General features: G+C 70.2%; 10 protein-coding genes and 3 pseudogenes. 5 read left to right on the top strand and 8 right to left on the bottom strand.

Annotated elements, in window-relative coordinates; all coding sequences use genetic code 11:
* Window positions 1-163 precede the first annotated feature (163 nt).
* Together ACFRMN_RS09060 and ACFRMN_RS09055 are read left to right on the top strand one after the other, a co-directional pair.
* Window positions 164-1,372, top strand: a complete 1,209-nt coding sequence (locus tag ACFRMN_RS09060; RefSeq protein ID WP_383015566.1) for an MFS transporter — start codon at window positions 164-166, stop codon at window positions 1,370-1,372.
* Window positions 1,373-1,522: 150 nt separating this feature from the next.
* A complete protein-coding gene (locus ACFRMN_RS09055; protein WP_383015563.1) occupies window positions 1,523-2,512 on the top strand; it encodes an LLM class flavin-dependent oxidoreductase in 990 nt (329 codons plus the stop codon).
* 86 nt (window positions 2,513-2,598) lie between these two features.
* On the opposite strand, the pseudogene ACFRMN_RS09050 reads toward ACFRMN_RS09055, so the two are convergent.
* Both ACFRMN_RS09050 and ACFRMN_RS09045 read right to left on the bottom strand, forming a co-directional pair.
* Window positions 2,599-2,721: pseudogene (locus ACFRMN_RS09050) on the bottom strand (TetR family transcriptional regulator); the annotation flags it as partial.
* A 26-nt stretch (window positions 2,722-2,747) separates the two neighbouring features.
* A complete protein-coding gene (locus ACFRMN_RS09045) occupies window positions 2,748-3,569 on the bottom strand; it encodes a serine hydrolase domain-containing protein (RefSeq protein ID WP_383015560.1) in 822 nt (273 codons plus the stop codon).
* A gap of 410 nt (window positions 3,570-3,979) precedes the next feature.
* Between ACFRMN_RS09045 and ACFRMN_RS09040 the strand changes: the two genes are divergently transcribed.
* Window positions 3,980-4,903: an alpha/beta hydrolase gene (locus ACFRMN_RS09040; RefSeq protein ID WP_383015557.1), complete on the top strand. Its 924-nt coding sequence runs from the start codon at window positions 3,980-3,982 to the stop codon at window positions 4,901-4,903.
* 47 nt (window positions 4,904-4,950) lie between these two features.
* A pseudogene (locus ACFRMN_RS09035) lies at window positions 4,951-5,232 on the top strand (substrate-binding domain-containing protein); the annotation flags it as partial.
* A gap of 137 nt (window positions 5,233-5,369) precedes the next feature.
* On the opposite strand, the gene ACFRMN_RS09030 reads toward ACFRMN_RS09035, so the two are convergent.
* Window positions 5,370-6,143, bottom strand: a complete 774-nt coding sequence (locus ACFRMN_RS09030; protein ID WP_383015555.1) for a nucleoside/nucleotide kinase family protein — start codon at window positions 6,141-6,143, stop codon at window positions 5,370-5,372.
* Window positions 6,144-6,469: 326 nt separating this feature from the next.
* Here ACFRMN_RS09030 and ACFRMN_RS09025 point away from each other — a divergent pair, with 326 nt between their 5' ends.
* Window positions 6,470-7,477, top strand: a complete 1,008-nt coding sequence (locus tag ACFRMN_RS09025; protein ID WP_383015552.1) for a LacI family DNA-binding transcriptional regulator — start codon at window positions 6,470-6,472, stop codon at window positions 7,475-7,477.
* Between the two features lie 22 nt (window positions 7,478-7,499).
* On the opposite strand, the pseudogene ACFRMN_RS09020 reads toward ACFRMN_RS09025, so the two are convergent.
* From ACFRMN_RS09020 to ACFRMN_RS09000, 5 genes and pseudogenes are all read right to left on the bottom strand, one after another.
* Window positions 7,500-7,595, bottom strand: a pseudogene (locus ACFRMN_RS09020) (hypothetical protein); the annotation flags it as partial.
* A gap of 160 nt (window positions 7,596-7,755) precedes the next feature.
* Entirely contained in the window at window positions 7,756-8,724 is a 969-nt protein-coding gene (locus ACFRMN_RS09015; protein WP_383015549.1) for a hypothetical protein, read from the bottom strand.
* The gene (locus ACFRMN_RS09010) at window positions 8,721-9,986 is read right to left on the bottom strand and encodes a glycosyltransferase family 4 protein (protein ID WP_383015547.1); all 1,266 of its coding nucleotides are present in this window, start codon (window positions 9,984-9,986) and stop codon (window positions 8,721-8,723) included. The genes ACFRMN_RS09015 and ACFRMN_RS09010 overlap by 4 nt, the downstream gene beginning before the upstream one ends.
* A 299-nt stretch (window positions 9,987-10,285) precedes the next feature.
* The gene (locus tag ACFRMN_RS09005) at window positions 10,286-11,224 is read right to left on the bottom strand and encodes an NAD(P)-dependent oxidoreductase (RefSeq protein WP_383015544.1); all 939 of its coding nucleotides are present in this window, start codon (window positions 11,222-11,224) and stop codon (window positions 10,286-10,288) included.
* Window positions 11,225-11,404: 180 nt separating this feature from the next.
* Entirely contained in the window at window positions 11,405-12,505 is a 1,101-nt protein-coding gene (locus ACFRMN_RS09000) for an aldose epimerase family protein (RefSeq protein WP_383015541.1), read from the bottom strand.
* Between the last annotated feature and the right edge of the window lie 34 nt (window positions 12,506-12,539).

The raw sequence follows: 12,539 nt of genomic DNA, 5'->3' as shown, positions 1-12,539 counted from the left end.
CGGCCCTGATCTGCTCCCGCTGATGGATAGGAGTGGTCGATACGACCACCGGCCTCTGCCGCCGCCGCGTGGGTCCGGGATTCCGACGGTCGGTCGCGGGTCGTGAGGAGGTGCCCGCAACGGGGAGTGTACGTTCGTACGCTTTGGCTATAGGCTCGTGCGCATGAGTCTTGTCATGTCGCCCCGGCCGGGTCTGACCGAACGGCGGGCCCGTGTGGCGGTGGGTGTGCTGTTCTTCACCAACGGGGCGTTGTTCGCCAATCTCTTGCCGCGATATCCGCAGATCAAGGCCGAACTCGGGATGGGTAACGCCGCCTACGGACTGGCGGTCGCGGCGTTCCCTACCGGTGCGATCGTGGCCGGGCTCGCGGCCGGGGTGTTCATTCGCCGGTTCGGCTCGGCGTGGGTGGCGGTGACCGGCACAATCCTGACCGGGTTCTGGATTCTGGCAGCGGGGCTGACTTCTTCGGTGTTGGCGTTCGCGGGCGCGTTGTTCCTGGCGGGAGCGATGGACGCGATCACCGATGTCGCCCAGAACGAGCACGGCCTCCGGGTCCAGCGCCGTTACGGGCGTTCCATCATCAACTCCTTCCACGCGATCTGGTCCATCGGTGCCGTCACCGGTGGCGCGATGGCCGCCGGTGCCATCGCGCTCGGGCTGTCGCGGGGAGTGCATCTGGGCGTTTCGGCGGTCGTGTTCGCGATCGCCGCGCTGACCGCTTCGAGGTTCTGTCTGCCCGGCCATGAGACCGAGCCCGCCGTGGACCAGGACGACGATGTCCCTGACGTGGGGCGGAAGGGAAGCTCCAGGAGAGGACCGCGGACCCTTCCCGTGCTGGGCGCGCTGGTGCTGATCGCCACGGCCGGCGCGCTCGTGGAGGATGCGGGCAGCTCGTGGGCCGCTGTCTACCTGTCGGACTCGCTGAACGCGTCGGTCGCGTTGGCGGCTTCGGGATACATCGCGCTCGTGGGCGCCCAGTTCATCGGGCGCCTCATCGGCGACCGGCTCGTCGACCGGTTCGGTCAGCGCGCCGTGGCCCGCGTCGGCGGTCTCGTCGCCGCGGCGGGTATGGGCCTGGCACTGGCCGTTCCGACGGTGCCCGGGACGATTCTCGGATTCGCCACCGCCGGGCTCGGGGTGGCCACGTTGGTGCCCGCCGCGATGCACGAGGCGGACGAGTTGCCCGGCCTCCGCCCGGGTTCCGGGCTGACCATCGTCTCCTGGCTCATGCGTCTGGGCTTCCTGCTCTCCCCACCGATCGTCGGGCTGATCGCCGATGCGACCAGTCTGCGCATGGGCCTGCTGGTCGTACCCGCCGCCGGGCTGCTCGTCGTGCTGCTCGCCGGTGTGCTGCAAAAGCGCCGCCGGTGACTGGCGCCGTGGGCCGAGGAGGGGGTTCGGTTCACGGCGTGGTTCCGACCACACCGATCGACCGGCGCCGTTGACGATTGATCTGACCGAAGAACATCCCCACGGGCGGTCCCACCGAGCGGCCGCTCGACCCAAGGAAGGTTGCCTCTCATGACTGTGCCGAGCACACCACTGGCCCGAGAGCGCGTAGGTGTCATGCTTCCCCGCGATCTACCGGCCGCACAGGTGCTGCCCTTCGCACGCCGGGCGGAGGAACTTGGCTTCGACGAACTGTGGGTGGTCGAAGATCTCGGCTTCCGCGGCGGGGTCGCCCAGGCTGGTGCGGTGCTGGCCGCCACCGAACGCATCGTCGTCGGGATCGGCATCATGCCCGCCGGCGCGCGCAACGCCGCGTTCGCCGCGATGGAGCTGGCGACCCTGGCGCAGCTCTTTCCGGGACGGCTGATCTCGGGTATCGGGCATGGCATGCCGGTGTGGATGCGCCAGTCGGGAGCGTGGACGGCGAGCCCGCTCACCTTCATCGGTGAATACGCCACCGCGGTCAGCGCACTGCTGCGCGGTGAGCCGGGGCCCATGAACGGCCGGTACGTGACGATCCAGGGAGTCGTCATCGGCGAGACTCCTGACATCGTTCCGCCGGTCGTACTCGGTGTGCGGGGTCCCAAATCATTGGAAGTCGCCGGGCGGACCGCCGATGGTGTCCTGCTGGCCGAGCCGTGCCCGCCCGCGTACATCGCCGCGGCCCTCGGTCACATGGGCACGACGCCGGGCACGGCGGGTGTCGAGGTGATCGCCTATGACGTCGCCGTGGTCGACGACGACTCCGACGCCGCTCTGGAGCGGGCGCGTGCGGGCCTGACATGGATCGGGGAGCCCGACTGGGCGCCTCACCTGGCCGCTATGCCGTTCGCCGACCAACTCGCCCGTCACCGCCAGAAATGTACCGGCCCGGAGGAGTTCGCTGCCACCATGCCGGCGGAGTGGGTCGCCGAGCTGACCCTCGCCGGAACACCCGACCAGGTCCGCGAACGCGTTGCGGCCCGGTATCGGGCGGGGGCGACCAGCGTCGTCCTCACGCCGGTCGAGGCCGACGGGCCGGCCGCGCTCACCCAGCTCGCTCGCGTCCTCAGCCATCGCTGACCGGTGGCCGGCAAGCCGGCTCCCGGCGCGTCAGTGGAGCCCCGCGCGGCACGGCGTCAGATTTCCGTGCCGTACGGGTGACCGCCTCAGCGCGGTGTGTCCGCGGTGATACGGGTGATCGCCTCCACGGTGAGGGCGCGGTCGTGCGGTTCGCTGTCCAGGGCACGGTGGAGGGCGAGGCCCTCGATGAGGGCGTCCAGTCGGCGACCGCCTGGCGGGCGGGCTTCTCGTTGTGTCACCCGGCGCTGGACCACCCAAGAGCGGCCCTGTCGGTTTTGGACGGGGATCCGTGCAGGCGGTGCATGAGGATCCACCGCCCGTTCGGAAGTGCTCCGGCGAACACCGAGGAGGCGCGTGTAGCGCCGTTGTGCCACACCATCGGCCCTATTCGCCTCCAGGTCGGTGCCGGGTCGCCGAGGAGACGGTCGGTGACCAACCGCGGCAGGGCCGTCATGGTTCGAGGGGTGGCCCAGAGCCCAGCAGCGGGAAGAATCGCACCGCTCAGCGTCCACGGAGTGATCGTGCGGCCCAATAACCCCCTTCGCAGTGAACGGTGTTGGGGAGGATGGGGTGTCATCGATCCGGGTTCCAGGCCGAGCGGAGCCAGGAAGTGCTGGGCGACAAGATCCTCGTAACGGCTTTCCGTCGCCGCGGCCAGTGCGGCTCCGAGGATCGCGTAGCCGAAATTCGAATACTCCTCGGTCTCGCCGGGCGGGCGGACGGTGAGGGTGTCGAGGCTCGGCAGGAGGTCACGCAGGGCGTCATCGGTGAAGGACCTGTAGGGATCGCGGAATCCGACGTCCGGCGGGAGGCGCGGCAATCCGGAAGTGTGGTCGGCCAGCTGGGCCAACGTGATTTTCGTTCCTGGTGCGGCAGGGAGCCACGCGTCGATCGGATCGTCCACGCTCACCACGCCGGCGTTGGCGAGTCGCATGAGGATGGTGCCGGTCACCACCTTCGTCAGCGACCCCATCTCCGCGAACTTGTCCGGATCATGACCGCGTGTGGTGTGTGAGCGTAGGCCCTCACTGGCCAGGACACAGGTAGGAATCGTCATCGCTGTACTCTTTCAGGTTGTGCGGGTTTCGGGGCCGGCGGCGAGGGACCGCCGGCCGTGTTGGCCGGTGTGCGGAAAACCCGGTCGGGCCCATGAACACCGCGATCGATACGCGGACCGGTGGCGTCGCCGTCGGGGGCGCGGAGGTAGCCGACGGGCTTCAGGCCGACGCCGGCGAAGGTTACGTCCGTCCTCATGGAAGGGTCCCCCGGCTCGGAAGGGTTCCCGGCTCCAGGGGCCGGCGCGAACCAACGACGAGCCAGGTACTGGCTTCCATAGGCAACGTCGTCCCTGGCACCCCCGGACCACCGACTTCATCGTTGATGTGTGGCCGCGAGCAAGGCGGCCACCGGAGCCCGCCCCACCGCGAGCCCGCTCCCCCACTTTACTTACGTGACTGGAGCACCACCATGAGGACCAACATCAGCTTCCCCAGCGACGGTATCAAGATCGCCGGACACCTGTACACACCGGATGGCGAGCCTGGAGGCCCCCGCCCCGCGATCGTCGTCAGCCACCCGGGCAGCGGCGTGAAGGAGCAGACCGCCGGCCTTTACGCGCGGCGTCTGGCCGACCGGGGTTTCGTCACCCTCGCCTTCGACGCCGCGTACCAGGGCGAGAGCGAGGGCGAGCCGCGTGGTCTGGAGGACCCGGCCCACCGGGTCGAGGACATCAAGGCCGCGGTCTCCTTCCTCACCACCCGCGACGAGGTCGACCCCGATCAGATCGGGGCACTGGGCATCTGCGCCTCGGGGGGATACGTCCTGACCGCGACCGCGTCCGATCACCGCGTCAAGGCCGTCGGCGCCGTCTCCGCCGTCGACATCGCCCGCCAGTTCCGCGTCGGCGCGGACGGCGCCCAGGACCCGGCCGTCTTCCAGACCATGCTTGACGCGGCCGCGGCTTCCCGCACCGCCGAGGCCCGCGGTGGGGGCGTCCCGACCTTCCCGCTCTTCCCCGACACCTCCGAGGAGGCCGAGGCCATGGGCGGCGAGCACGGCGCGGAGGGATTCGAGTACTACCGCACGCCCCGCGCCCAGCACCCACGCTCGGCGCGGTCCTTCACCTGGTCCAGCGTCGACCGCATGGCCTTCTTCGACGCGTTCCGCTTCGTCGGTCTGATCGCGCCGCGCCCCCTGCTGCTCATCGTCGGCCGCGAGGCCGCCACCTCCTGGATGAGCGTCGAAGCCTTCCAGAGCGCCCGCGGTCCCAAGGAACTTCACTGGGTGGATGGCGCCAGCCACGTGGACCTCTACGACAAGGAGCCCTACGTCGGCCCCGCCGTCACCAAGCTGACCGACTTCTTCCGGACCCACCTGGCCAAGACCCAGTAGGGGTCTGGCGTACGTACGGCAGCGGACGGTTTCCCGCGGCCGTACGTATGCCGCCCCGTGGATCCGGTCGCCGCCGCGCCGGGACCAAGGCGACTTCGCTCCCCGGTACGCCGCCTTGCCGATCCGCCGCCGTAGCCGATCCGTTCCGCATCCTCGCGCTCGTCCGCTACGACGACTTCGAGTGGGCCGAGCTGTTCGACCCGCAGCTCACAGCGGTAGCCCAGAACGCCGCCACCCTGGCCGAAACGGCTGTGGATCTGCTGCTGGCCCGCCTCAAGACCCCGGACCGGCCACCCCGGGCGGTAACGGTCCCGACGGAATTCCGTCACCGCAACTCATGCGGTCGCGGCCTCCCCGAATCCGGGCAACAGCCCGATGACCGTGCCGTCACCCCACCATCGTCGCTCGCGCCGAGCGAGGACCGTGACCGAGCACGGGTGACGGTGACGCCGCACCACCCTCGGGCTTACTCGTCCGAGGGATGGTGCCCGGCGGAGAAGTCGGGCTCCGTGCGGTTCGGCACCTGGTCGATCGTCACCGGTTCAAGCGGCATCCGGTCAAGAGGCGGCGGGGAGAACACCAGGTCGGCTCGGTGCGGAGTGGCCGCGACAAGGTCGGCGTTGCGCTGGTCGCTGCCGAGCGACCACGCGCGGGCCTCCGCGAGGGATTTGCCATAGGCGACGTGCCGTTGGATGAGCCGGTTCAGCCGGATCTCCTCATCGGTGGCGACGTACCACGCCTCATCGAGGAGTGCTTTGACGCCCGCCCAGGGCCCGTCGTCGAGCAGCAGGTAGTTGCCCTCGGTGATGACCAGGGGCACCCCGGCCGGGACGGGGACGGCGCCCGCGATGGCTTCCTCGAACTCGCGGTGGAACTGGGGGGCGTACACGCAGTCCTCCGTGCGGTCGCGCAGCCGGCGGAGAAGCGCCGCGTAGCCCGCGGCGTCGAAGGTGTCCGGTGCGCCTTTCCGCTGCCGACGGCCCAGCCGGTTCAGTTCACTGTTGGCCAGGTGGAAGCCGTCCATGGGCACCACAACGGCCGAGTCGGGGCCGAGGGCGGCGGCCAAGTGGGAAGCCAGGGTCGACTTTCCCGAACCGGGTGCCCCGACGATCCCCAGAATCGCCCGCTGCCCGGATTCCGCGAGCGCGCGGGCTCGGTCGCGCAGTGTGGAGAAGGCCGTCTCCTCGGGGACGTCGCGGGTGCCCTGCCCGGGCGAGTCGGTGTGGTGAGGATGCGTCACCGGGACCACCGTGCCGTCCGGCCGGGAGCGGGTTCCGGGACGTCGCCGGGCTCGCCACTCCAGGGTTTGGCGACGGCGGCGGCTTTCATGTGACGACTCCCATACGGTCATGCGCGAGGTGACCCGGCGCGGTGGTGAGCGAACGCGGAGGGGAACAGGGGGAATTCGGAGGTCGTCCGGGACAGGAAGAGGTGTCCGGTACGTCCGCCACGCTAGACCTCGGGTTAAGCGCTTAGCAAGCCCTGGCCCGACCCGATCCAAGCGGTTAACATGCCGCCACCGAGCGATGTGGCCACGACCGTGAACCGAGGAAACCCTTGACGACCATGGCAGAGGTCGCCCGCGTGGCAGGCGTGTCCATCGCCACGGTCTCGTACGTGGTGAACGGCACCCGGCAGGTCCGCGCGGAGACCCGGCAGCGGGTGGAGCAGGCGATAGCCCGGACCGGCTACACCCACAACACACTCGCCCGCGCCCTGGCCACCTCCAGCACCGATTCCATCGGCGTGGTCGTCTCCGCGATCACCAACCCCTTCTTCGCCGAAGTACTCGGCGGCGTCGACCGGGCGGCGGGACGCTCAGGACACACTCTGCTCTTCGCCGACTCGCACGATGAGCCCGAGCGCGAGTTCCAGGTGGTCCGCGGTCTGCTCCAGCGGCGCGTCGACGGCATCGTGCTGGCCCCCTCCACCGATCCCGCGCGCACCCTGGACTGCCTGGCGGCCTCGAAGACCCCCACGGTGCTGGTGGATCGCCTCGTCGACCACCGTTTCGATCGAATCGGCCCGGAGAACGAGGAGAGCACCGCCTCACTCGTCAAGCACCTCACCGGTCTGGGCCACCACCGGATCGGAATGATCACCGGGCCGGCCGGTCTCGGCACCACCGGCGAGCGCCTGACCGGCTACCGCGCCGGCCTGGACCGCGCCGGGCTGCCCTACGATGCCTCCCTCGTCGCGGAGGGACGCTCCGACATCCCCGGCGGCCGTGCCGCGACGGAGCGCCTGCTCGCCGTCCCCAGCCCGCCGACCGCCCTCGTCGTCGGCAACAACGCCATGGTCATCGGCAGCATGCGGGCACTGCGCGGGGCGGACCTGTCCATCCCCGGGGACATCGCCCTTGTCTCCTATGAGGATCCGCCGGGCGCCGACCTGTTCACCCCGCCGCTCACCGCCTTCGCCCAGCCCTGTGCGGCTCTGGGCGAAGGGGCCGTACGGATGCTGCTCGACCGCCTCGCACACCCGTACACCGCCCCGCGCGCCGAGCGACTCGCACCCCAGCTGATGCACCGCCGCTCCTGTGGGTGCCCGGAACATCCCACCACCGGGATCTGAACTCCGCCGGGGCAGGCAGGTCCGCTCGGCCAACCTCACCCCACCGCGTGTCGGGCACACCGACCACGGCGCAGTCCGCCACGGCCGGATGGGCGTGGAGTGCGTCCTCGACCTCGGCCCCTGGCTGGTCACCGCCGACGAACTCGCTCCCCCCGCCCGCCGACAGCCGAAGTGACGTACGCGCAGTGCGGTGTGCGGCGCCCGGGGTGGCCACAAGCCCCCGGAACGCGCAACCCGCCCGCGCCCGCGCCTGCGCCTGCGCCTGCGCCTGCGCCCGGTCAGCCTGCCGTGATCTCCACCGACAGCTCATTGTCGACCGTGTAGTAGGGGCGCGCGTTCAGGCCGTCGAGTGCCGTGGCCGGGTACACGAAAACCTTCTTGCGGTCCGCGAGATCGTCCAGGAGCCGGGCCGTCCGGACCGGAGGCCTGTCCGCGGACGGGCGTACGAACACGTCCCAGACCGCCGGGCCCGCACCGGCGCCCGGTGTGCTCAGCAGTTCCCGGTAGCCGGCGGTGAAGGAGAAGGCGTGATCGCCCTCCGCGGTCAGTTCCACCTCCCGTGTGATGCCGCCCTTTCCCCGGCGGCGCAGCAACACCGCCGCTCCGGTGCCCAGTTCGGCGCCGAAGAGCCGGCCCCGCACCGTCATCGCGCCGTTGGCGACACGGATGCGGTCCGCTTCCGCGTGGGTGGGGCGCAGCCAGGCGCGTATGGCGAAGTAGCCGTCCAGAGTGGCGTACGGGACCAGGACCGCCAGAGGTGAGGAAGTCCCGTCGGGCGCGCGGCCCGTCACCAGGGCCCGAAGGTCACGGACGCCGGGGAGGAGCCGCTGGCGCGGGGCGCCGGGCGAGGGCAGGACGTAGGCGTCCCACCGGCCCTCCGCGAAGGCAGGCGCCGGTTCGACGGTGGCCTGCCAGCGGTCCCGGCCGGGCGCCGGCTCCAGGTCGAAGACGCGCCTGAGCTGTTCGGGCTGTCCCTTCGACGGGCGCAGCCGCAGCAGCAGTTGGGGCCGGGAGGCCGGGGCCTTCGGCGTGTCCGGGGTGGTGAGCCGTACGGTGATCCGGTTCTCCCCGTCCACCGTGCAGTCGGCGCGAGGGCGCGGTCTCTCGGCGGCGGGCCCGTCCCCTCGCGGGCTCCCGTCCCCGCGCGGACTCCCGTCCTTGGTACTCCCGTCCTTGGCACTCCCGCCCGGCGCGTTCTCGTCGCGCGGGTTTCCGTCGCTGACGCTTCTGTCGCGGTCCGGGCTCATCCCTTGGCCTTCCGTACGGTCTTGAGGATGGTGCCGGCCGCCGAGTAGGCGGCGTCGCGTGCCGCGTAGCCGCCGGTCACCAGTGCGCGGTCGATGCCGGTGGTGCGCGCGGCGGCCGGACGACCGGTCGCCCTCGCCGACACCAGCGCGTCGAACAGCGCCTCGGCCTGTGCCACGACCGGCCCGGGAGCGAACCGCTCGGAGTTCTTCAGCGCCGCGCGCCCCATCCGGCGGCGCGTCTCGTCGTCCCGTACGAGATCGAGCAGCGCGGCCGAAAGAGCCTCGCGGTCGCCGACGGGCACCAGCCGGCCGTCCGCGCCGTCCGCGATGATCTCGGCCGGGCCGTGCGGGCAGTCGGTGCTGACGACGGGGAGACCGCAGCGCATCGCCTCGACGATCGTCATGCCGAAGGGCTCGAAGTTCGACGTCGCGGCGGCGATCGAGCCCTTGGCCCACTCGGCCTCCATCGGGGTCGCGGCGCCCATCAGGAACACGTTGTCGTACAGGCCGAGTTCCTCGATGAGCCGTCTCAGCCGGTCGTGCTCCTCGCCCCCGCCGTACACGCGCAGCTGCCAGTCGGGACGTTCGGCCACCACTGCCGCGAACGCCTCGATGAGCAGGTCGTACCGCTTCACCGGGACCAGTCGGCCCGCGGCCACCACGACGGGGGCGGTGCCGTCCGAGGGTGGGAGCGACGGGTCCGGGACGCTGTTGGGCAGCGCCTCCACGCGGACGCCCGGCAGCCACATCTTCTTGCGGTACGCGGCGGCGTCGGCGTGCGTGACGGTGGTCAGGGCGTCCAGGCGCGGATACACCCGTCGCAGTACGCGGCGCAGTCTCGGCGGATGGTTGTCCAGGGTGAGGTGTTCCTGTCCCACCCGTACGGTCCGGGCCTGAGCCTGGAGGGCGATATGCACATTGAGGCCCGGCCGCGTGCCCACCACGACATCGGCGTCCGTCGCCCCCAGGAACTCCTCGATCCGTTGGTCGGTGAGCTCGTTGTACTGGCCGTAGCGGTACTCGTACGAGGGGAACACCTTCGCCGGTCTCAGATACAGCGGGTGTTCCTTCTCGTGCCGCAGGTCGACGAGCGGGCGCAGCCGTATTCGCGGGTCCGGCGTCCGGATCGGGCTCTCCCGGTGCCGGAACACGGAGACGATTTCCACCTCGTGCCGCTCGGCCAGCGCACCGGCCAAGTTGTACGTCGTGGTGATGGTCCCCCCGATCCCGTAGGCGTTGTGAATGAGTAAAGAAATCTTCATGAATGTACGGACCACATTGTTCACCGTGGCGTTCCACTCGTTACGCGGTCTTGAGACAACCGCGTCGTTTCCGTGTCCGGTGATCCGTACGCACCCGTCGCCACCGGTACGCCCGGGCAGCCGGCCGATCTCCTGCTCGCGGGCGCGGACATCGCGAAGGGCCGTGACACGGCGGGGCCCCCAACGGTCCCCGGCGGGTCCCGGCGGGTCCCGCACAGGCCAGGCCGGCCCGCCTTTCCCGGGAACCGTACGGACCGAGGGCATGAGCGGGAGCATGACCTCGGTCCGTACGCGACGGCTCAGGCCGAGGGGTTCTTGAGCACCTCGATCAGGCTGGAGAAGCTGTTCTCGGCGAAGCCCTTGTCCATCCCGGCGTGGAAGATCTCGGCGACCGCGGCCGGCAGCACGGTGCTGACTCCCGCGTCCCTGTGGGTGTGCAGGACGTGGTCGACACTGGCCGCTCCCATCGCCAGGCGGTCCACGTCGCCGGGGTACGTCGCGGAGTCCACGTGCTGGGCGTACAGCTCCAGGAAGTGAGGCATCATCGACGTCATCATCGTGGCGTACGGGAGCAGTTCCCTCGCCGAGACACCGTTGGCCCGCCCCAGCGCGAGGGTCTGGTAGTAGCTGAGCATGGTGGTCCAGAAAATGGTCATCTGGGCCTGGTAGTACATGGCCGCCAGACCCGCGTCCTCGCCCCGGTAGTCCGCGTCGGTGAGGACCTTCAGAGTGTCCTCGTGAGCCTCGAAGACATCGCGCGGACCGCTGTAGTAGGTGGACGACCCTGGCTTGCCGATCAGCGGCGGCGGCACCTGCACACCGCCGGTGAGGTGCTTCGCACCATGCCCGGCCGCCCATGCGGCCGCCTCGCGGGCCTTGTCCGGGGTGTCCGAGCTGAGGTTGGCGATGACCTTGCCGGAGAGGGAAGCCGTCACCGGTTCGAGGATGGCGTACACCGCGTCATAGTCCGTCAGGCTGAGCACGATCAGCTCATTGGCGGCCAGCGCGTCCTCGACGGTGTGAGCCGGCGTGGCGCCCTTCGCCACCAGCGCCTCGGCCTTGCTCGCGGTCCTGTTCCATACGGTCACCTCGTGACCGTTCTCCAGAAAGGTGTTCACCATCGCCTGGCCCATCGGGCCCAGACCGATGACCGTAACCGACTGCTTGCTGATCCGGCTGTTCATCCGGAACTCTCCTTGGTTCTTCACGGGTTGGGCCCTCCGGCGTCGCTCGGGCATGGGAGTGCCCGGAGCGGTGGCGGAGCGGCCCGCCAGTCATTAGAACGATCGCTCTATCCAGAACAAGGTAGCAGGACTCTAGAACGATCGCTCTATCCAGAGAATTGATGACATGCGGACCAAGCCACAGGGTGAACAGGCTTCGGGCGATGAAGGCGTCGTGAGTGGCGGCGGTAGCGCTCAGCCCCCGCTGTCGCCTCGCCCCCGCCTGAGATGCGGGAACCTCAACTCGGTTCTGCTGGAGGCTACTTCGCCGGGGCGCAGCGACGTGGAGGGGTAACCGGGACGGTTGGGCGAGTCGGGCAGGTGCTGGGTCTCCAGACAGACGGCGCCATGCCGTTCGTGGAGCCGGCCGGCCGGGTCGGTGAGGGTGCCGTCGAGCTGGTTGGCGGTGTAGACCTGGATGCCGGGTTCCGTGGTCCATACCTCCATGACCCTTGCCTCGCCGGGGGCGGCGAGACGGGCGGCCCGGCGCGGGTCTCCGGCGCGGCCCGGTTCCGCTTCCCGCAGGACCCAGCAGTGGTCGAAGCCCCCCGCGGAACGGAGCTGTTCGTCGGGCAGGCCGATCCGGTCCCCCAGCGTGTGCGGAACGGTGAGGTCGAACGGGGTGTGCCGGACGGGTACGGCGGGGCCACGCGGGATGCCCCCCTCGTCGACGGGCAGATACCCGTCGGCGTCCACCTGGAGGGTGTGGCCGAGGACGTCGCCCTCGTCAGTGAGCTCGAAGTACGCGTGGTTGGTGAGGTTGACGATCGTGGGGCGGTCGGTGGTCGCGGTGTAGTCGAGGGCGAGGGTGCCTTCGGTGTCGAGCGTGTATGTCACGGTGACGTCGAGCGCGCCGGGGAATCCCATGTCGCCATCGGCGCTGTGCAGCGTGAGCCGGAGCGCCGCGGTGTGGTCCGTACGGTGGGCCGCCGCCTGCCACACTCTGGTGTGGAAGCCGCCAGGACCGCCGTGCAGCGCGTGGCCGCGGTCATTGGCGGGGATGTGGTGCTCCGCGCCGTCCAGGGTGAAGCGGCCGTGCGCGACGCGGTTCGCGTAACGGCCGATGAGGGCCCCGAAGTAGGGGTTCTTCCCTGTGTAGTCATCGAGGGAGGCGAGCGACCGGACGACCGACACGGCGTCTCCCGCGGTGTCCGGCACCAGGAGCCGGTGCAGGATGCCGCCGTAGGTCAGGATCTCGGCCCGGACTCCGGATCCGGAGTCGAGCGTCCAGAGATCGACCTCCGACCGCCCGGGAGCGGTGCCGAACGGCCTGCTGTGCACAGTGGGGGTGGGCATCAGGGATCCTTGCGACGAACGGATGGCGGGGAGG

Origin of the sequence: Streptomyces sp. NPDC056835, from assembly GCF_042789485.1 — a bacterium.
Classification (GTDB): Bacteria; Actinomycetota; Actinomycetes; order Streptomycetales; family Streptomycetaceae; genus Streptomyces.
Note: the sequence above shows the minus strand (reverse complement) of the source record. Positions and strands in the feature narration are given on the sequence as shown.